Source organism: Pseudomonas fluorescens HK44 (assembly GCF_000217955.3).
GTDB classification, from domain to species: domain Bacteria; phylum Pseudomonadota; class Gammaproteobacteria; order Pseudomonadales; family Pseudomonadaceae; genus Aquipseudomonas; species Aquipseudomonas fluorescens_AQ.
This window is the reverse complement of the sequence record NZ_AFOY02000015.1, coordinates 702,513-723,702: the sequence shown is the minus strand read 5'-3', so window position 1 is coordinate 723,702 and position 21,190 is coordinate 702,513. Positions and strand designations below refer to the sequence as shown.

Below are 21,190 nucleotides of genomic sequence, written 5' to 3'. Positions count from 1 at the left end.
CGGGGCGGGCCTGCATCCTTTTCAGGCCCGCCTGACATCCGGATGTTGCGACATACTTCAGACGTTTACGATCATCTCGAAACCGCCGAAGATCAACCGTTGCCCATCGAAAGGCATTGAATTGTCCAGGGATTGAAGCCTGGGATCTTCCATGAACTTCTGCATGCCGGTGTCACGCGTTTGACGGTCCGGCCAGATGATCCACGAGAACACCACGGTCTCGTCTTCCTTGAGTTTTACCGCCATCGGGAACGAGGTCAGTTTGCCTTGAGGCACATCGTCGCCCCAGCATTCGGTCACGCTCAGCGCGCCGTTTTCCTTGAAAATACCTGCCATGAACTCGGCGTGTTGCTTGAATTTATCGCGGTTGGCGGTGGGTACGGCTGCAACGAAGCCATCGACATAGGACATGATCACTCTCCTCTTTGAAATGCGTCATCGATTTACCGGTTAGTCGATCTGCAAGAACGCAAATCGACCGGCCTTTCAGGCGAACCGACCAACGGGCAAAAATATCCCCACCTCTTTTTGCTCCAACACCTGTAGCAGCTGCCGAGCCTGCGAGGCTGCGTTCGGCTCGGTCCGCGCTCGGGCGAAGCAATCGTGAAATCAGGCAGCGCGTTCTTCCAGGTTAACCGCGTATGTTGGATTTACGAGGACTTCGCCCGATCGCGGTCCGCCTCGAACGCAGCCTCGCAGGCTCGGCAGCTGCTACGGGATTGCCCTGCACCCTATCCCGTCAGAGCAGGAGTTGCTCCTGACGCTCTGCCAGGTCCACGGCGAAATGGCAGCCGTGAGGTTCGCGAGTGGTAAGTTCCACTCGCCAGTTCTGGTTGGCACAGATCCGCTGAACCAGCGACAGCCCCAATCCCAGCCCTTCGCCTCGGTGTTCGTCGCCCCTGACAAAGGGCTGGAACATCGCATGGCGTTTTTCCTCCGGAATGCCGATACCGCTGTCTTCCACACTGAAGCCATGGTCACGCAACGTCAGGCGAATGAAGCCATGATCAGTATAGTGCCAGGCATTGCGCAGCAGGTTGCCCATCACCGATTGCAGGAATGTCAGGTTGTAGCAGGTGTTTGTAGTCTGCTCATCGAGGTAGATGAACTCCAGGCCTTTTTCCCGGATCAGCCTGCCCCAGATCTCTGCCAACGCATCGGCGACTTCTTTCAAGGAGGCGCAGCCACCGTTACCGGAATCGTTGTCCCGGTCACGCGCCAGCATCAGGAATGTGTCGACCAGCTGGCGCATTTCATCGCTGGCCCTGGCAATACGGCTGACCTGGGCCATCGAGCGTTGATCCAGGGCACGATTGCTCAACAACAGCTCACATGAACTGGCGAGCACCATCAACGGCGTTCGCAACTCGTGGCTGACATCGCTGGTGAAGAGTTTTTCCCGGCCCAGTGCCTCGCGCAGTCGGCCCAGGGTTTGATCAAAGGAAACCGCCAGTTCGCCGACCTCGTCGACGGCATACTCGGGCGCCAGTGGTGGCGCGAGTTCCAGTAGCTGATCGCGGTGACGCACCTGACGCGCCAAACGGATCACCGGGGCCATGACGCGCCGGGCCAGCAACCACCCCAACAGAATCGCCAGCAGGATGCTCAACACGAACCCGACAATCACCACCGAGTACAGCACGCGTTCGCGTTGTTCATGGCTTTTCTGATCTTTCAGCAGGACGTATTGGCGACCTTCGACCACTTTCACCATGGCGTAGTAGTCCTCACCGCCATAGACGATTTCCTGAAACCCCGGCTGCAGCGCCTTGAGTTGTTCGTCCGGGGTCATTTCACCCAGTCCGCCCTCAAAGAAAAACTGCTCGTCTTTTTCCGGTCGATGGGTCCAGTCGTCGGTGTTGTCCATCAGTAGCAGGCGTTGCAGCCCGCCGCCCAGGCTGGCGGTGGTGAGCTTTCTTTCAACGATATGCACGGTCGCGACAATGCCAACCGCAAAGACCCCTGCCACGAACGCAGTCATCAGTGCGAAAACAATCACAATCCTCTTTGTCAGGCTTTGTTTGGAATCCATGTCTTTCCAGTGATTTGAATGCCGACCTCACACCTTGATGTCCTGCGCGACGGGCTTTTGGCTGCGACGCCGACGCTCAAACCAAAGGTAGACAACCGGGGTGGTGTACAACGTCAGGATCTGCGAGACCGCCAGGCCACCGACAATGGCAATGCCCAATGGCTGGCGAAGCTCCGAACCGGCACCGTGACCGAACGCCAATGGCACCGCACCGAGCAATGCCGCCAGCGAGGTCATCAGGATCGGCCGCAACCGCAACAGGCACCCTTCGCGCACGGCGTCTCGGGCAGACAGCCCACGTTGCTGGGCCGATAGCGTGAAGTCAACGATCATGATCGCGTTCTTCTTGACGATACCGATCAGCAAAATAATGCCGATCATCCCAAGGACCGACAGGTCCTGTCCACAGAGCATCAATGCCAGCAGCGCACCGAACCCGGCGGACGGCAGGGTCGAAATGATCGTCAACGGGTGAATCGCGTTCTCGTACAGCACGCCCAGCACAATGTAGACGGTCAGAATCGCCGCCAGAATCAGCCAGGGTTGTGATTTCAGCGAGTCCTGGAACGCCTGGGCGGTGCCCTGGAAACTGCCGACGACAGAGTCGGGCATCGCCACCGCCAAAGACGCCTGGTTGATTGCGCTGACTGCATCGCTCAGCGCCTGGCCAGGCGCCAGGTCAAACGACAGAGTAATGGCCGGAAATACCCCTTGGTGGTTGATGATGATCGGCACCTGCTCGGTCTTGATGCTCGCCAACAGATTCAATGGCACCAGGGTTCCGGAGCTAGCGCGCACGTACAAGTGTTCCAGCGTGGTAGTGGACGTCTGCCAGTGCGGGTCCAGTTCGAGAACCACGTGATTCTGGTCGAGTTGGGTGAACATCGTCGCGACCTGACGCTGCCCGAAGGCGTCATATAGCACGTCGTCGATGGCCTGCACCGTCACGCCCAGACGCGCCGCCGTGGCACGGTCGATCACCAGGGTTGCCTGCGCAATGGCCTGTTGCTGGTCAGAGGTGACGTGTTGCAACTGCGACAAGCTCTTGAGTTTTTCCAGCAGCACCCCGCTCCAGTGATCCAGCTCTGCGCTGTCCGGGTCCTGAAGGGTGTACTGGTACTGGGTTTTACTGGCGCGGCCACCGATCTGGATGTCCTGGTTAGCCTGCAAGTAGACCTTGACCCCGGACAGCTGATCGAGGGCCGGCTGCAAGCGGCTGATTACCTTTTGGGCACTGTCGGTGCGCTCGCTGAACGGTTTGAGGTTGATCATCACCTTGCCCTGGCTGACCGTCGGGTTCGGGCCGATCCAGAAATACACCTTGGCCACCGCCGGGTCATGACCGACGATTTCGGCGACACGGTTAACCTGTTCACGCATGGCCATCGGCGAGATATCCGCAGCGGCTTCGGCGACACCCTGGATCAGGCCGTTGTCCTGCTGCGGGAAGAAGCCCTTGGGAATGCTCACGTACAACACCGCGGTCGCCAGCAATGTGGCCAGTGCCACGCCGAGGGTCAGACGCTGATGGTCGAGTACCCAGTCGAGGCTGCGGCGATAACCATTGTGCAAGCCAGTGAACGCCCGCTCGCAAGCCTGGGCGAAACGCCCCTCCTCGCTCTCGGCATGCGGTTTGAGCAGCCAGGCACAAAGCATCGGGGTGATCGTCAGCGAGACGATGCAGGACATGATGATCGCCACGCTGACCGTGACCGCAAACTCGCGCATCAAGCGCCCGACGATCCCCGACATCAACAGGATCGGCAAGAACACCGCGATCAATGACACCGTCATCGAGACAATGGTGAACGCCACTTCGCGCAAACCATCGACCGCCGATTGCAGGCGCGACTTGCCCATCTCCAGATGGCGCACGATGTTTTCCATCACCACGATGGCATCGTCCACCACGAAGCCGACCGCAATGGCCAGGCCCATGATTGACAGGTTGTCGAGGCTGTAGCCGAGCAAATACATCACGCCGAAGGTCGACACCAGCGACAGCGGAATGGTCAGGCTGGGAATCAGCGTGGCGGTGGCCTTGCGCAGGAACACGAAGATCACCACGACCACCAGGGCAATCGACAGCAGCAAGGTGAACTGCATGTCATTGACCGAGGCTTCGATAGTCTGGGTACGGTCGCCGACCACCTGAACCTGCACGTCGCGCGGCAACGACGCGGTCAGTTCGGGCAACTTGGCCTTGATCGTGGCGATGGTCGACAGCAGGTTGAAACCCGGTTGTTTGTGAATGTCGACGATCACCGTCGGCTCGCTGCCCAACTGGGCGGCTTGCTGGGTATCTTCGGCACCGGCAATCACCCGACCGAGATCACCGAGCTTGATCGGCATACCGTTTTTATAAGCAATCACCTGATCCCGATAATGCTGCGGGTCAAGCATCTGGTCGGTCGCGCCAAGCGTGACGGAACGGGTCTGCCCGTCAAGGGTGCCCTTGGGCTGATCGACGGTACTGACGCCGATCACGCTGCGCACGTCTTCCAGGCTCAGGCCCCGTGCGGCCAGCGCATCCGGGTCGATCTGAATCCGCACCGCCGGTTTTTGCTCACCGTGGAAATCCACCAGGCCGACGCCCGGCATCTGCGACAAACGCTGGGCAATGTAGTTGTCCGCGTAACGATCGAGCTCCGGCAGCGTGCGTGTCGGCGATGTCACGGCCAGTGACAACACCGTCCCTTCCGCCGGATTGACCTTGTTGAAGGTCGGCGTACTGGTCATGGTTTTCGGCAAGTTCGGGGTCGCGGTGTTGATCGCGGTCTGCACATCCTGCGCAGCGCCGTCGATGTTCCGCGACAGGTCGAACTGCAACACAACCTGAGTCTTGCCGGCCGCACTCGACGAGGTCATCGAAGTGACTTGCGGAACAGCGGCAAAGGCTCTTTCCAGTGGCGTCGCAACCGACGAAGCCATGGTCTCGGCGCTGGCTCCGGAGAGTTTGGCGGTAACCTGAATGGTCGGAAAATCCACCGTAGGCAAAGGGGCCACCGGCAACTGGAAGTACGCGAAAGCGCCCAGCAACATCACCCCAAGCGCCAACAGGCTCAGGCCGACGCGTCGTTGAATCAGTCCGGCGAGCCCGTTCATCGTGCGCTCTCCACCGGCGTGGCAGCAGCCAGCGCTGCGGCTTCGTCAGCCTTGATCGGTGCGACTTTGACGCCCGGCGCAATACGTGACTGACCTTGCACGACGACCGTTTCGCCAGCGGCCAGCCCTTGGCGAATCCACTGCTTGCCATCGACCACGGCGGCCGCATCGACCTGACGCGGTTGCACCCGTTGATCAGCACCCACCACATAGACAAAATTGCCCTGACGGCCAAACTGCACGGCATTGGCCGGCACCACCGTGACGTCCTGGCGGGTGCTGACCAGCAAGCGTGCGCTGACCAATTCGCCAGGCCACAACTGGTTGGCACTGTTGTCGAACTCGGCCTTCAACTGGATCTGACCGCTCGCGGCGGCGACCTGGCTGTCAATGAAGCTCAGACGGCCGCGAGCGATTTCCTGATGGCCGTCGCGGGTCATGGCGACCACTTGCAAGGCGCCCTTGGCGTTTTCTTCAAGGATCTGCGGGAGTTCGTCCTGGGAGACGGCGAAAGCCACCGAGATCGGGTTCATCTGGGTAATGGTCACCAGCCCCGTGGCTTCCGCACCGTGGGCGATGGCGCCGACGTCCAGCAAGCGCTGGCCGGTACGCCCGGTCAGCGGCGCCTTGACCTGCGTGAACTCCAGTTGCAGGCGTGCGTTATCCAGTGCCGCCTGGTCAGCCTGCACCGTGGCCTGCTGTGCCGCCAATTCGGCGCGATAGGTGTCGACATCCTGAGTCGGACCGGCCTTGGCAGCCGCCAGTTTGCTGGCCCGGTCCAGGCTCACCCGCAGGTTGGCCAGTTGCGCCTGATCCTTGGCCACCAGCGCTTGCGCCTGAGCCACCTGAGCCTGGTAAACCCGTGGATCGATCACCGCCAGCAAACTGCCGGCGTTCACGGTCTGGCCTTCCTTGAACAGGACTTTCTGCAACTCGCCATCCACCCGAACCCGCACATTGACGCTATTGAGCGGCTGGACGTTGCCAATCGCACTGAGCCAGATCGGCAGGTCCTGCTGGCTGACTTGCGTCAGTTGCACCGGCACGGCGCTTGCCTCGGTTTTGGCCGGTGCGGCCTGAGCCCGCTTGACCCACTGAAATCCACCTGCACCTGCGCCCAACAGCAGAATCAATAGCGCCCAGGAGAGTGCTCGATGGCGAGGGTTCGCAACGCGTGGCTTAGCATTCATGGGTGAGACGCCTGAGAAGGAGAAAGGGAAGCAAGGGTGTCGGGGGTGAAATCACCACCCAGCGCCCGAAACAGACCGACGGCGGCCTGCAGGTGTTGCAGGCGCACCTGCAACAGCGTGTCTTCGGCCTGATACTGGGTGCGCTCGACGATCAACAAGGTCTGGAAATCGGTGGAACCCAGTCGATAACGCACCTGCGCTAACCTCGCGGCCTCGCGGGCGGAGTCCACCGCGGCCTGATTCAAGGCAAAGCTTTTATCCAGTTCGCGGGTGGCGCTCAGTTGGGTGTCGACGTCCTGCAGGGCCTCGATCACCGATTCACGGTAACTGGCGGTCAGTTCCTGCACGTGGGACTGATCAACGTGCAATTGACCGCTGAGCTGGCCGCCGGTGAACACCGGTTGGGCCAATGTGCCGACGACGCTCCAGATGTTGCCGCCGGCAATGGTGTCGATACCGCCGATCAGGTCCAGCGACAGGTTCGGCAAGAACGCCGCGCGGGCGACCCCGACATCGAAGTTGGCCGAGACCAGTCGCGCTTCGGCTGCTTGCACATCGGGCCGCTGACGCAGCAGGCCGATAGGCAGTCCAGCGGACGGACGCGGCATCTGCAAACCCTCAAGACCTGAGCTTTTCAGGTGAAAACCTTGCGGCGTCTCGCCCACCAGTACCGCCAATTGGTAGAGCGCCAGATCGCGTTGCTGACGTAAAGGTGGCATCGCCGCCTGGAAAGTTTGCAGGGCGTTGCGTTGCTGCGCCACTTCAAGATTGGACACGGCGCCCTGGCTGGCCTGGACTTCGACCAGGTCGAGTACCTGCCTGGCGTCGTCGGCAATCGACTGCGCCAGGCGCAGCCGTTCTTCCAGCGACAAGACCTGGAAGTAGCTGTCGGCGATGCTCGCCCCCAGGCTCATGCGCAGGGTTTGCGCGTCGAACACGCTGGCATTGGCCAACGCGTCGGCAGAGTCCGCGGCAGCGCGCTGTTTGCCCCAGAAGTCCAGCTCGTAGGTGGCTTGGGCGAACACGCTGCTTTTCTTGGTGGTGCCGTAATTGTTCTGACGCTGGACATTGCCGCCCAGTGCCAGCGTCGGATATTGCCCGGCGCCGACGACCTGAGCCGAAGCGCGTGCCTCTTCGATGCGGCTGGCCGCGGCTTTAAGGGTGTAATTGGCCGAGAGGCCGCGGGTGATCAGGTCATTCAGCTCAGCACTGTGGAATTCGCTCCACCACTGCCCTCCCCGTGCGGCAGACGTTTGCCCGGCGCCGTTCCAGTTTGCCGCCAGCGGCAATTCCGGTTGATGGTAAGCGGGCACCATCGAGCAGCCGCCGAGCATCAATACGCCCAGCAACACCGATAGGGATAAAAAGTTACGCCTCGGTGAGGTTGCAACTGACATTGGCACGCGATCTCCGGCTGAAACGTTTGTGGAGCACGTCCACGAATCAGCCGAAGATAGCCAACAGCGCCTAGCAGAGCGTTCGCCTGTAGGTAAACTTTTGTTTAATCGGGCTCGCGCCGGCCCTGAAAACTGTAACCCGCGCCCGGAATGGTCTTGATCAGCGAGTACTCGAAACCTTCATCGAGTTTGCGCCGCAGCCGATGGATATGTTTGTCGATGACATTGTCGTTGGGATCGAAGGTGTAATCCCAGGCGCTGTCGAGCAGCATGTCACGGGTGACCACCTGGCCGCTGTGGCGCATGAGTTTTTCCAGCAGCAGCGCTTCACGCTGTTGCAAGACAATACTGCGGCCCTGACGCACCGCCGTACGCGTCGCGCAGTCGAGTTCGAGTTCGCCGACTTCCAGCTTGCGCCCTGTTGCGCTCGGTTGATCGGCGCCGCGCAGCAAGGCGTCGAGACGCGCCAGCACCTCGGCGAACGCATAGGGTTTTGCCAGGTAATCGTCGCAACCGGCTTGCAAGCCTTCGACCTTTTGCGCGGTGGTCGACTGAGCGCTGAGCATCAACACCGGAATACGCGAACCGCGACTGCGTATCGCCCGCACCAGCGCGATACCGTCGAGCCCCGGCAGGCGCCGGTCGACAATCAACGCGTCGTGAATCCCTTCCAGGGCCATGGCCAGTCCATCGTTGCCGTCTTCGGCGACATCCACCACGTGCCCGCTTTCCGTCAGCCCACGCAACAGGTAGGTGGCGGTCTGGGCATCGTCTTCAACGACTAGAATGCGCAAGGAGCTTTCTCTCTCAAATGAAACCTAAACTTTTATTTATCCGGCGGCGACGTTGGCGTCTGCCTGGATTTGCCACACTATGCCATCTCTCCACTCGTTCAAGTGACCGGTTCAACTCCCATGACCCATGTTCTGGTCGTCGAAGACGACAACTCCACCGCTCGCGAAATTGAAGCAGCCCTGCAGGACCACGGGTTTACCGTCACTTGCGTGGACAATGGCCGCGACGGTTTGCTCAAAGCCCTCAGCGAGCCCTTTGATCTGATCGTGCTCGACCGGATGCTGCCGGGCGGCATCGATGGGCTGGGCGTATTGACCGCCTTGCGAGCAGCGAGCGTGAGCACGCCGGTGTTGATCCTCAGTGCCCTGAGCGCGCTGGATGAGCGTGTTCGAGGCTTGCGCGCCGGTGGCGATGACTACCTGACCAAGCCGTTCGAATTCATCGAGCTTACCGCACGGCTGGACGCCTTGAGCCGTCGCCGTGCCGAACCCGCCACCCGCGAACCGGACAACCAGCTGCGCGTCGGCAACCTGCACGTCGACCTGTTACGCCGCAGCGTGCGCCGTGGCGATCGAGCCATCGACCTGGTTCCGCGTGAATACGCGTTGCTGGAACACCTGATGCGCAACGCTGAACAAGTGGTCACGCGCACCATGTTGTTTGAAGCCGTGTGGAATTACAGCTACGACGAGCGCACCAATGTCATCGAGGTGCATATCGGCCGCCTGCGTCGCAAGATCGACGCCGAAGGTGAACCGCAGATGATCCACACCATTCGGGGGGCCGGTTATGTTCTCCGTTCACCTGAGTGAGATTCCGCGCACTATCAGTTTTCGCACGGGCCTGATGTTCCTCGGGCTCTTCGGTTGCTCGTTTCTGGCGCTGTTTGGCTACATTTACTGGCAGACCGCGTTTTACCTGAAGTCCGAAGCCGACACTGCACTCTATCGTCAGGTGGAAAATCGCAGCCAGCAAACCCCGCAACTGCGGGAAGAGGAAATCCGCAAACACACCATTTCGGACACAGAAGCTCGCCTGCCCCATAGTTTGTTCGATGAACACAACCAGTACGTTGTAGGCGCCATTCATCAACTGCCGGCGTTCAAAAAATATGATCGACCCGCCGAGTTCGACTGGCAGAAAAACAACGATCGCTCTCGTCCCGTGCGGTTTATCGTCCATAAACTGGAAGACGGCAAAACCCTGCTGGTCGCCCAGGACATGCATGACATCGGCGAGTTCGACGAACTGTTGGTCCATGCGCTGGTTTCCGGTGGCGTCCTGCTGCTGGTGGTCGGCCTGTTAGGTGCGATCGGGTTGGGCTACTCGGCGCGGCGCCGGCTCGACAAGTTGAGCGACTCGATCAAAGGCATCATCGAGGGCGACTTGAGCAGCCGCTTGCCCACCCTGGGCAACAACGATGACATCGACCGCCTCGCCAACGTCGTCAACAGCATGCTCGATGAGCTGGAGCGCCTGATGAGCGAGGTCAAGGGCGTCTGCGACGACATCGCCCACGACCTGCGCACGCCCCTGACCCGGCTGATTGCGGGCCTTGAGCGCGCGCAGCGCCGGGGTCTGCGCGAGGATGAATACGCGGCCAGCATTGACTCGGCGCTGAGCGAGGCCAAGGGCCTGCTGATGACATTCCGTGCCTTGCTGCGCATTTCCGAGATTGAGGACAGCGCACGACGCAGCCACTTTGCGCCGGTCGATCTGAACCTGATTGGCGCCGATGCCACCGAACTCTACGAACCGCTGGCCGAGGAGCGCGGCATCAGCCTGGTGTTCCATGCGTGCGCGCAATCGGCGCTGATCGCCGGCGATGCACAACTGCTGTTCGATGCCTGCTGCAACCTGCTGGACAACGCAATCAAGTTCTCTCCTGACCACAGCAGCGTCAGTCTCAGCGTCATCAGCGATGCAACGGGCATCGGCATTCGGGTAATCGATAATGGTCCGGGCATTCCGGAAGCCGAGCGCGAGGCGGTATTTCGCCGGCTCTACCGTTCAGAACTGAGCCGTCACACGCCCGGTAACGGGTTGGGTTTGAGCATGGTGTCGGCCGTGGCGCGGCTGCATGACATGAAGCTTGCGGTCTACGACGCGACCCCGGGTTGCCGAATCGATCTGTTGGGAAAACAGCCTCACGAAACAGCTTGAAACAATCGGGTTGGGGCGGCTCTTGCCCCTTCCGGACGCGTGCGCGCGAGGTCCTGGCGAAGGCGCCTCCGATTGATGGCAATGCAATTGAAATCAATTAATTAGCCTTGGTTAAGGGAAGGTTAAGAGCTCCAGCGAAATTTTCACATTCGTTTCACTTATCCCCCACTTGCGCATCTCTACATTGATCGTCCTAAATCGACCTTCAATGCTCGCGTTTTCCGTGAACTGTCTATGCTGCCTGCTTGAACGGAATCGAAATTCTTCGTCCCAATACGATTTACAGGTGAAAGGCGTGGTTAATACGGTACTACCCAAGGACTTGCCTAAACGAGCGGTCAAAAAACGGTTTCTGAACGTCACGCTAGCGGCGTCGGCGGTGATAGTGGCCGCCTTGGTGACGGGGTTCACCTTATGGCCCCGGTCTCCGGCGATGCTGGCCGAAAGTGATCACATGGCAACGGCTGGCGTATTCCAACACTGGCAATCAGGTGATGTGGTGGTGCTGGTTCGACATGCCGAACGCTGCGATCAGTCGAAAAATCCGTGCCTGGGCCCAGCCGATGGCATTACTCAGGTAGGCAGCGCGGCAGCGACTGACGTCGGCAAGGGCTTCAACGCCCTGGGCATGGACCATGCGGATGTGTTCAGCAGCCCGGCGACCCGCACGATGCAAACCGCGCAGTACATGTTTGGCAAAGAGGCATCGCATCAGGAATGGCTGGCCCAATGCGGCAAGACCATGCGTGACGAAGTGGTCGCACACAAAACGGCGCATCGAAATCTGGTCCTGGTCACGCACAGCGGCTGCATCAGCGACTTCGAGAAACAAACCGGCTTCAAGCATGCGCCTACCAGTCAGTACACCAGCGCCCTGTTCGTCTCGGTGACGGCTGACGGACAGCTGAAAGTGCTCGGCATTGTGAATTCCGGGGACTGGCCAGCAGTACTGGATAAGCGCTTCGCCAGCAAATAGTACGGTTTGCCAGGACACGCCAGCGTTGTTAACGAACTTAAATAAAGCCATTACGGCAGTTCGTCAGCGCTCGCGTGCATTTGAAACAAATTGAATAACTTTATTTTTTCAGCGAGTTGCTGGAAATCCGGGGATTTCACGCTTGAATGCCTGTCTGGGGAAAATCCTCAATGGAAGACTCGACGCTCCACTTGTAGCATGCGCTGCCCGTTCACAGCGGCTCACCCACCTACACCCGTCCAGTCCGCTGCCAGGAGGCCCAGGAATGTCATGCGTCGACTTTATCCTTTTGCCGAGTAATACGGCCGGCTCGCCACAGCGATCCCTGCGCCCCTGCACGCGTCTTTGTTGAAGAAGACCGGCGCAGCCTCGAACGTCGTAACCAAAAACACCAACAACCGAGCAACGTCTTCCGGTATCAAGGCCGTCCCATGAAGCGAAAAACAATACTCGTCACGCATCACTTTACTGATTGCTCGTACAGCAATCCGAACCGTCGCATGAAGTCGCAGGGAGCACGAGTCAAATGATCAAGCGCTGGGCTCTACCCTGCCTGTTGTTGGCCTTCGGCCTGTTCTACCTGTTGCCGATGGTTGGCCACGGGTTATGGATTCCTGACGAACCCCGCTACGCGCAGATCAGCCAGGAGATGTTGCTGAGCGGTGACTGGGTGTCTCCGCACTTCATGGGCTTTCGCTACTTCGAGAAGCCCATTGCCGGTTACTGGATGATTGCCATCGGTCAGGCGATTTTCGGCGAAAACCTGTTTGGCGTGCGTATTGCCTCGGCAGTCGCCACCGGGCTGAGTGTGTGGCTGGCGTATCTGATCGCCCGTCGCCTGTGGAACGATCCGCGCAAAAGTTTCGCGGCTGCCCTGCTCTACATGAGCTTCGGCCTGATCGCCGGCCAGGCTGGCTACTCCAACCTCGATCCGCAGTTCACCTTCTGGGTCAACCTGAGCCTGGTTGCCCTGTGGTTTGCCCTGGATAACAAAACCCCACGCAGCAAACTCGGTGCCTGGGCCCTGCTCGGCTTCGCCTGTGGCATGGGCTTCCTGACCAAGGGGTTCCTTGCGTGGCTGTTGCCGGTGTTGATCGCACTGCCTTACATGATCTGGCAAAAGCGCTTTGGTGAATTGCTGCGCTATGGCCTGGTAGCGATGGTCGTCGCCATCATCGTCAGCCTGCCGTGGGTGCTGGCGATCAATAGTCACGAACCCGACTTCTGGCGGTACTTCTTCTGGCAAGAGCACATCCGCCGGTTCGCCGCCGACGATGCCCAGCACACCCGGCCGTGGTGGTTCTTCCTGCCGATCATGGTGGTTTCGAGTCTGCCGTGGGCGGCCCTGTTGCCCTCGACACTGGTTCAGGCCTGGAAAAACAAGACTCAGAACACCACCGGTTTCCTGTTGCTGTGGATGCTCCTGCCGCTGGTATTTTTCAGTCTGAGCAAAGGCAAGCTGCCAACCTATATCATGCCGTGCCTGCTGCCGCTGGCCTTGCTGATGGCCAGCACCCTGATCGATCTGGTGAGCGAGGCCCGTGGCCGGGCGATTCGCATCAACGGCTTGCTCAACGTTGCGATCGCGACGATTGCCCTGATTGTCCTGATCTATCTGCAGATCACCAGGCCAATCTTTGAAAACACCGAAATGTTCACCCTGTCGCTGGGCTTCATCGTGTTGGCCGGCTGGATCATCGCCAACGCCCTGCAAGCCCTCCGGCCGCTGGTCTATTGGGCCACTCCGGCGCTGGGGATCTGGCTACTGGTCGCCCTGTTGCCAGCCGCCATGCCAGCGGTCGTCGTCAACAGCAAAATGCCTGACCAGTTCATCGCCGAGCATGTTCAGGAATTGAACGAGACCACTTCGCTGCTGAGTAACGATTTGGGTGCGGCTTCGGCATTGTCCTGGCGCCTGAAACGCCCGCAAGTCGACCTGTACAACACGGTGGGTGAGTTGAAGTACGGTACTGATTTCCCTGAGGCCGCACACCGCAAAGTCGACATGAACAGTGTCCAGCAGTGGATGTCCGAAGCCCGTAAAAAGGGTTCGGTGGGTGTGGTCATGCGCGTGAAAAATGCGTTGGAAGAGCAGGAAATCTTGCTGCTGCCGATCGATGGCAAGCACTACAAACGGGGCGAACTGGAGATCCTGATTTTCCCGCAACTGCCCTGAATATTCCTGCTACGCGGGTTTACCGGGTGACGATGTGCACCTCATCACCCGGCAAGTAGAGATCTGCATTTTCTGACCCCGGCGCGCAGGTTGCGGCGTTCAAAAGCACGGCGCAATCCTGCAGCTGGCGGTCGAGACCGAAGGGAAATACCACATGAAGTCGCGGGAAACGGAAACACGCGCGCTGCTGATCCTGCTGGGGGTTTCAGCGCTACTCCTGTTATTGGGACTGGGCACACGGGAACTTTGGGGCCCGGAAACCCGTTGGGCGAACATCGCTTTGCAAATGCTGCAAACCAATAACTACTTTGACCCTTACCTCATGGGCGGCCCCTATTATGACAAGCCGTTGCCCTCCTACTGGTTGATTACCGCCACCACCTGGTTTACGGGAGGGCTGGGCCACTGGTCATTGCGCCTGTCTTCGGTGATTGCGGCGTGGCTGAGTGTCTGGCTGGTCTACCTGACCGGCGAACAGCTGTTTCGCAAAGGCACCGGACTGATCGCTGGCTGGATGCTGGCAACCACCTTCTATTTCGTCTTTTGGGCCCGGGTCGCGACGGCTGACATTCTGACCGTATGCGGTGTGTTGGCGGCGATCTGGTGGTATTGGCGCGGCCCGGACGACACGCGACTCGGTCGCTACTGCGTGTTCTTCCTGCTGCTGTCCGTGACCTCGCTGTTCAAAGGCCTGATCGGGTTCATCCTGCCGGGCCTGGTGCTGTTGCCGCATCTGCTGCAAGAAGGCCGCTGGAAGCGCCACCTCAACGCGCGCCTGTGCGTTGCCCTGCTGGTTGGCGGCGTGGTTTACGCGGTGCCGTTCGTCTTGTCGCATTTTTTCGGCGCACCCACCTACGGCCAAAGCGGTCTGGGATTGGTGTTCCGGGAAAACGTGGTGCGGTTTTTCCAACCGTTCGACCAATTCGGGCCGATTTATACCTATTTGATCTACTTGCCGGTCTACACCCTGCCATGGGCACCATTCTGGGTGCTTGGGCTGTGGGTCGCCGCTCGCAACTGGCGCACGCTCGAACCCAATACCCGCTGGCTGATCTGGGGCCTGGGTTTGCTGTTCCTGTTCTTCACGGCCAGTGGTAGCCGACGCAGTTACTACGTGTTGCCGCTGGTGCCGTTTGCACAGTTGCTGGCAGCCTGGTGGGTCACCCGGCGCATGGAAGAACGGCGTGCTGCCGGCAAGACCGAAGGGCGTGGGCTGAAAATCGGCTTTGGCGTCACAACGGTCCTGCTGCTGCTGATCCTCGGAATTGTCGCGCCGTGGAGCAACGGTGGTGGCGGCGTCGTGCAGTTCGGCAAGGACGTCAAGGCTCAGGCCAGCCTGATCGCACCGTGGAATCAATGGCGGATGGTGATGGTCGAGGTCGACAACAAAGTCCCGATGTACCTGCAAAACGACGGCGCGCCTTTCTACTACGTTCCCGAAAGCAAGGACTTCCCTCGCGAAGGCACCACCGCACAGTTCATGGCGTGGCTGGAAAAGACCAGTGGTCAGCAGTGGGACCCACAGCGCACCATCATTGTCGCGCAATACAAACGTGGCGATCAGCTGCCGTTGAACTACCTGAGCGCCGACCATCAGGCCATCATCACGCAACCAGACAACGGTGAACGGCTGCTGCATCCGCGCTCGGACGCCAGCGTCGCCTTCATCCCCAACGCCCCCGCCCAATGAAAAAACATCGAGGGGCCCAACGGGCCTCTCGATGCTTTCCAGCACGGCTCACGTGAAATCAGTGAGCCTCATCGACGATAGTATTTGAATTCAAACCGCTCTGTCCTTCAAACTCCCTCCTCAGCGCCTCAATCTAAATACAAACGACATTGATTAACGACTTATTTGACGTTTTTTTCACATATCCCGCACTACATTGCCGCCACCAAATTTATGCGAATGATTCGCATTGTTCGGGGCAGGCAGCAGGGATTGCGGAACCGAACGACAGGCTTGCCCACCTGATTCTTAAAAAACTGCAGGAGCTGCTAACAAAATGAATCACCGTCGCCCTTCGTTTCTGAAAACCGCGCTGCTCGCCACCGCTCTTATGGGTGCTGGCCATGTCTTTGCTGCGCCAAGCAGCGACGGCATCGTCGTCTACAACGCTCAACATGAGACCCTGACCAAGGCCTGGGTCGAAGGTTTTACCCATGAAACAGGGATCAAGGTCACGCTGCGCAACGGCGATGACAGCGAGATGGGCAATCAGCTCGTGCAAGAAGGTGCGGCCTCCCCGGCAGACGTGTTCCTGACCGAGAACTCCCCGGCCATGGTGCTGGTGGACAACGCCGGACTGTTTACCCCTGTTGCGCCGTCGACCCTGGAACAAATCGGTTCGGCCTATCGTCCGGCCCACGGCAAATGGGTGGGCATCGCTGCTCGTTCGACCGTGTTTGTCTACAACAAAAGCAAACTGGCCGAAGCCGATCTGCCGAAGTCTCTGATGGACCTGGCGTCCCCAAGCTGGAAAGGTCGTTGGGCCGGTTCGCCTGCCGGCGCCGATTTCCAGGCCATCGTTGCTGCCGTACTGGAACTCAAAGGCGAAGCCGCCACCCTGGAATGGTTGAAAGGCATGAAAGCCAACGCCACCGCCTACCGTGGCAACAGCGCTGTGCTCAAGGCAGTGAATGCCGGCCAGATCGAAGGCGGCGTGATCTACCACTACTACAGCTTCGTCGACCAGAGCAAAACCGGCGAAAACAGCAAGAACACTTCGCTGCACTACTTCAAGCACAAAGACCCGGGCGCATTTGTCAGCCTCTCCGGTGGCGCTGTCCTGGCGTCAAGCAAACACCAGGAAGAAGCTCAGGCGTTCCTGAAGTGGATCACCGGCAAAGAAGGCCAGGCGATTCTGAAAAACGGCAAGTCGTTTGAATACGCCGTTGGCCAGAATGCCGAGTCGAACCCGAAATTGGTGCCGCTGGCGCAACTTGACGCGCCTGTGGTCGATGCCTCCAGACTCAACAGCAAAAAAGCTGTCGAGCTGATGACTCAGGCGGGGTTGTTGTAATCCGATGTCCAAGCCAGTCACGTTGCCAGAATCTGCTGAAGTAGCCGGGGTCGCCCTTGCGGTGACTCTGGCCAGCCCACGACCACACCCTCGCCGCGCTCGCAGAGGGCGCGGCGGTATGTGGGTGATCGCAATTTCCATTCTGGTGTCGTTGCTGGCGCTGCTGCCGCTGGCGTTTGTCATCGGCATTTCCATCAAGACCGGCTGGGCGACAATCGCCGAGCTGGTCTTGCGACCTCGGGTCGCCGAACTTTTGATCAACACCGTTCTACTGGTGGTGATCACGATTCCTTTATGTATCGCACTGGGCGTGGCACTCGCCTGGTTGACCGAACGCACCGACTTGCCAGGCCGCCGCCTCTGGTCGGTGCTGGCGACGGCACCGATTGCGGTGCCGGCCTTTGTCCACAGTTATGCCTGGGTCAGCCTGGTACCACCGATTCACGGATTGTTTGCCGGGGTACTGGTTTCGGTTATCGCCTACTTCCCGTTCCTCTATCTACCCATCGCCGCCACCCTGCGGCGTCTTGATCCGGCCATCGAAGATGTCTCCGAATCGTTGGGCCTGAAGCCCTGGGCGGTGTTTTTCCGGGTCGTGCTGCCGCAACTGCGCCTGGCCATCTGTGGTGGCGCCTTGCTGGTCGGGCTGCACTTGCTGGCCGAATATGGCCTGTACGCGATGATTCGCTTCGACACCTTCACCACAGCGATCTTCGACCAGTTCCAGTCGAGCTTCAACGGTCCGGCGGCGAACATGCTGGCCGGGGTTCTGGCGCTGTGCTGCCTGCTGATGCTGACCGCCGAGTCCGCCTCCCGTGGCCATGCCCGTTACGCACGGGTCGGCTCCGGCAGCGCACGCCTGCAACGGACCCAGCGGCTGACACGCAACACCAAAGTCGCGGCACTGTTACTGCCAATCATCACCAGCGTGCTGGCACTCGGCGTGCCGCTGATTACCCTGGCCCAATGGTTGATTGCCGGTGGCGCAGACGTCTGGCGCATGGCGGAAATCCTCCCGGCATTGAAGCAGACCCTCGTTCTGGCGAGTGTCGGCGCGATCATCACCACTTGCGCGGCCGTTCCGGTGGCCTGGTTGTCGATACGTTCGCCGGGGCGCCTGCATCGCATCCTGGAAAGCTGCAACTACATCACCAGTTCATTGCCGGGTATTGTCGTGGCACTGGCGCTGGTGACCGTCACCATCAGCTTTGCCCGGCCGATTTACCAGACCAGCATCACGGTGCTGTTGGCGTACCTGCTGATGTTCTTGCCACGGGCACTGGTCAGTTTGCGCGCCGGTATTGCCCAGGCACCGGTAGAGCTGGAAAATATCGCCCGCAGTCTGGGCCGTTCGCCGAGCCAGGCGCTCTGGCTGATTACCATGCGCCTGGCCGCACCGGGGGCCGCCGCCGGTGCAGCGCTGGTGTTTCTGGCGATCACCAATGAACTGACCGCGACCCTGTTGCTCTCGCCGAGTGGCACCCGCACCCTGGCCACCGGTTTTTGGGCCATGACCAGCGAAATCGACTACGCCGCAGCGGCACCTTACGCGCTGATCATGATTTTGCTTTCGCTTCCGTTGACCGCGCTTCTCTATCATCAATCCAAACGCACGGCAGGCCGATGAACGCTCTCGAACTGAACTCCATCTACAAAACCTTCGGCGCCCTGCCTGCCCTGGACAACGTCAGCCTGTCAGTGCCTGCGGGCAGCCGCACGGCCATCGTCGGCCCTTCCGGCTCCGGCAAGACCACCTTGCTGCGGATGATTGCAGGGTTCGAGTTTCCCGATTCGGGCAGTATCTCGCTCAACGGCCAGACGCTGGTCGACGGCTCGACCGAAGTCCCCGCGCATCAGCGCATGATTGGTTATGTACCGCAGGACGGTGCGTTGTTTCCACACATGACCGTTGCCGGCAACATTGCCTTTGGACTGTCGGGTGACGCCGCCTTGAAACAGGAACGCGTCGCCGAGTTGATGGACATGGTGTCGCTGGATGCACGCATGAGCCAGCGCTGGCCGCACGAGCTTTCCGGTGGTCAGCAGCAACGGGTCGCCCTGGCCCGAGCCTTGGCGCAACGACCTCGGCTGATGCTGCTGGATGAACCCTTCTCGGCACTGGACACCGGCCTGCGGGCGTCCATGCGCAAGATGGTTGCCAAGCTTCTGTCAGACACTGGCGTGACCACCATCCTGGTGACTCACGATCAGTCCGAAGCCTTGTCATTTGCTGATCAACTGGCCGTGATGCGTCAGGGCCGGCTGGTGCAGACCGGCCAACCGATGGACCTGTACCTGCATCCTCAAGATGAAGAAACGGCGCTGTTCCTCGGTGATGCCGTGGTCATGCCGGCGTGGGTCGAAAATGGCCACGCAACCTGCGACCTGGGCCGGGTTCAAGTCAGCAATACCTCACAAAACGGCGCGACGCAGATCATGTTGCGGCCCGAGCAATTGCAGATTTCCAGTCAGCCCGCCGATCTGGCGCAGGTGGACGGCTGCATCGGGGTGGTAACCGATCGCGACTTTGGCGGCAATACCTGCACCTTGACGGTGGAACTGAAGCGACCTTCACTTGCTGCGGATGGGCAGTCAGCGAGCCGCTCGTTACTGGTTCGCAGTTCCGGGGTGCATGCACCTGCCGCTGGCAGCCTGGTCCACATTTCGACTCTGGGTCTGGCGCATGTGTTGACTGAGCCTGTTCGCCGCCAAGCGGTTGCGACGTCATAGCTTGGAGCTTGACGCAGACTCGGGTTGAAGTAGTCTTAGCCACCTCTTAACTTTCATTTTTGGTGATGTGCGGGCTAAGTGGTGGTTTTCTTCGCAGCACCTGGAAGATGGCAATAGCGGTCAGAAAGGACTTTAAGCGTTGAAAAACCCTGAACATTTGCTGTAAAGGTTACAGTTAAACATTCTCGACACCGGTTTTTCATGTCCCTTTCACATTTTCGAGATTACCCTCTGCGCATCCGGAGCGATGCCTTTGGGTCACTCAAACTGCCGAGCGACAAAATAAAAGTCAATTAGTGCACTTTTTCCAAAAGATTGGTTAACTGCTTGATATACTTTTCGTTTTTTCGTCTACGCTGTCACCGATTTCGCTTCGAAGCACCGCTTCAAGCTGATTCGCAAGTTGTGCCACGACTTGCCGCCTACCAGGGCTGTTGACATATCCAAACCCGAGGTCCACATGAATCAGGCTTTTCTCCCCTTCTCTCGCCCAAGTATCGGTGATGAAGAAATCGCCGCCGTTGAACAGGTGTTGCGCTCCGGCTGGATCACTACCGGGCCGAAGAACCAGGAGCTGGAGGAGCAATTCGCACAGTACACAGGTTGCCAGCACGCCGTAGCCCTGTCTTCGGCCACCGGCGGCATGCACATCACGCTGCTGGCCCTGGGCATCGGGCCTGGCGATGAGGTGATCACGCCGTCGCAGACCTGGGTCTCGACCGCCAACATGATCTGCCTGTTGGGCGCTACCCCGGTATTTGTCGATGTCGACCGCGACACCCTGATGACCGACGTACAGGCCATCGAAGCCGCCATTACCCCGCGCACCAAAGCCATCATCCCGGTGCACTACGCCGGTGCCGCGTTTGATCTCGACCCGCTCTATGCGCTGGCAGACAAACATGGCATCGCCGTCATCGAAGACGCCGCCCATGCTGCCGGCACCCGTTACCGTGGCCGCGCCATTGGCGCTCAGGGCACCGCGATCTTCTCGTTCCACGCGATCAAGAACATGACCTGCGCCGAAGGTGCAATGTTCGTCAGCGACAATCAGGCGCTGGCGGATCGAGTGCGCATGCTCAAGTTTCACGGCCTCGGCGTAGACGCCTACGATCGCCTGACCCACGGCCGTAAACCGCAGGCCATGGTCATCGAGCCGGGCTTCAAGTACAACCTGGCCGACATCAACGCAGCCATTGCACTGGTGCAATTGCAGCGCCTGGACGAGATCAACGCCAAGCGCACAGCATTGGCGCAGACCTACCTGCAACGCCTCGAAGGCCTGCCGGTACAACCGCTGAGTGTGCCGACCTACCCGCAACAACACGCCTGGCACCTGTTTATCCTGCGTATCGACGCCGAGCGTTGCGGGATGGATCGCGAGGCGTTCATGAAGGCCTTGCAAGAACAGAATATCGGTACGGGTATTCACTTTGTGGCCACCCACCTGCACACTTACTACCGCCAGCGATTCCCGGGCATTCATTTGCCCAACACCGAATGGAACTCGGCACGACTGTGCTCGATCCCGCTGTTCCCCGACATGACTACCGACGATGTCGAACGCGTCGTTGGCGCCATTGAAAACATTCTGGACTGAAGC

At 59.7% G+C, this 21,190-nt stretch carries 15 protein-coding genes; 9 read left to right on the top strand and 6 right to left on the bottom strand.

The features are described 5' to 3' along the window. Nucleotides 1-57: 57 nt before the first annotated feature. The 6 genes from HK44_RS16015 to HK44_RS15990 all read right to left on the bottom strand — a co-directional run bounded on the left by HK44_RS16015 (nucleotide 58) and on the right by HK44_RS15990 (nucleotide 8,518). Nucleotides 58-411, bottom strand: a complete 354-nt coding sequence (locus HK44_RS16015) for a DUF1428 domain-containing protein (protein WP_019690486.1) — start codon at nucleotides 409-411, stop codon at nucleotides 58-60. Between the two features lie 328 nt (nucleotides 412-739). Then, complete coding sequence (locus HK44_RS16010) at nucleotides 740-2,032, bottom strand: sensor histidine kinase (RefSeq protein ID WP_019690487.1); 1,293 nt, start codon at nucleotides 2,030-2,032, stop codon at nucleotides 740-742. A gap of 27 nt (nucleotides 2,033-2,059) precedes the next feature. Continuing rightward, the gene (locus HK44_RS16005) at nucleotides 2,060-5,137 is read right to left on the bottom strand and encodes an efflux RND transporter permease subunit (RefSeq protein ID WP_019690488.1); all 3,078 of its coding nucleotides are present in this window, start codon (nucleotides 5,135-5,137) and stop codon (nucleotides 2,060-2,062) included. Then, complete coding sequence (locus tag HK44_RS16000) at nucleotides 5,134-6,327, bottom strand: efflux RND transporter periplasmic adaptor subunit (RefSeq protein ID WP_019690489.1); 1,194 nt, start codon at nucleotides 6,325-6,327, stop codon at nucleotides 5,134-5,136. The genes HK44_RS16005 and HK44_RS16000 overlap by 4 nt, the downstream gene beginning before the upstream one ends. Further along, the gene (locus HK44_RS15995; RefSeq protein ID WP_024264990.1) at nucleotides 6,324-7,724 is read right to left on the bottom strand and encodes an efflux transporter outer membrane subunit; all 1,401 of its coding nucleotides are present in this window, start codon (nucleotides 7,722-7,724) and stop codon (nucleotides 6,324-6,326) included. Before HK44_RS15995 ends, HK44_RS16000 begins: the two co-directional genes overlap by 4 nt. A 104-nt stretch (nucleotides 7,725-7,828) precedes the next feature. After that, the gene (locus HK44_RS15990) at nucleotides 7,829-8,518 is read right to left on the bottom strand and encodes a response regulator transcription factor (RefSeq protein WP_019690491.1); all 690 of its coding nucleotides are present in this window, start codon (nucleotides 8,516-8,518) and stop codon (nucleotides 7,829-7,831) included. Nucleotides 8,519-8,638: 120 nt separating this feature from the next. Between HK44_RS15990 and HK44_RS15985 the strand changes: the two genes are divergently transcribed. From HK44_RS15985 to arnB, 9 genes are all read left to right on the top strand, one after another. After that, on the top strand, nucleotides 8,639-9,331 hold the full coding sequence (locus tag HK44_RS15985; RefSeq protein ID WP_019690492.1) for a response regulator transcription factor: 693 nt from the start codon (nucleotides 8,639-8,641) through the stop codon (nucleotides 9,329-9,331). Further along, nucleotides 9,309-10,682, top strand: coding sequence for a sensor histidine kinase (locus HK44_RS15980; RefSeq protein WP_019690493.1), 1,374 nt, complete (start codon nucleotides 9,309-9,311; stop codon nucleotides 10,680-10,682). Before HK44_RS15985 ends, HK44_RS15980 begins: the two co-directional genes overlap by 23 nt. Before the next feature lie 433 nt (nucleotides 10,683-11,115). Beyond that, complete coding sequence (locus tag HK44_RS15975) at nucleotides 11,116-11,658, top strand: histidine phosphatase family protein (protein ID WP_019690494.1); 543 nt, start codon at nucleotides 11,116-11,118, stop codon at nucleotides 11,656-11,658. Between the two features lie 526 nt (nucleotides 11,659-12,184). Further along, nucleotides 12,185-13,834 (top strand): lipid IV(A) 4-amino-4-deoxy-L-arabinosyltransferase, encoded by a 1,650-nt coding sequence (arnT, locus tag HK44_RS15970; protein ID WP_019690495.1) that lies wholly within the window; start codon nucleotides 12,185-12,187, stop codon nucleotides 13,832-13,834. Nucleotides 13,835-13,988: 154 nt separating this feature from the next. Then, on the top strand, nucleotides 13,989-15,524 hold the full coding sequence (locus tag HK44_RS15965) for an ArnT family glycosyltransferase (protein WP_019690496.1): 1,536 nt from the start codon (nucleotides 13,989-13,991) through the stop codon (nucleotides 15,522-15,524). A gap of 316 nt (nucleotides 15,525-15,840) precedes the next feature. Beyond that, nucleotides 15,841-16,857: an iron ABC transporter substrate-binding protein gene (locus HK44_RS15960; protein ID WP_019690497.1), complete on the top strand. Its 1,017-nt coding sequence runs from the start codon at nucleotides 15,841-15,843 to the stop codon at nucleotides 16,855-16,857. 118 nt (nucleotides 16,858-16,975) lie between these two features. Then, entirely contained in the window at nucleotides 16,976-18,484 is a 1,509-nt protein-coding gene (locus HK44_RS15955; RefSeq protein ID WP_019690498.1) for an ABC transporter permease, read from the top strand. After that, nucleotides 18,481-19,587 (top strand): ABC transporter ATP-binding protein, encoded by a 1,107-nt coding sequence (locus HK44_RS15950; RefSeq protein WP_019690499.1) that lies wholly within the window; start codon nucleotides 18,481-18,483, stop codon nucleotides 19,585-19,587. Before HK44_RS15955 ends, HK44_RS15950 begins: the two co-directional genes overlap by 4 nt. Before the next feature lie 460 nt (nucleotides 19,588-20,047). Next, on the top strand, nucleotides 20,048-21,187 hold the full coding sequence (gene arnB / locus HK44_RS15945) for a UDP-4-amino-4-deoxy-L-arabinose aminotransferase (RefSeq protein WP_019690500.1): 1,140 nt from the start codon (nucleotides 20,048-20,050) through the stop codon (nucleotides 21,185-21,187). Nucleotides 21,188-21,190: the final 3 nt, after the last annotated feature.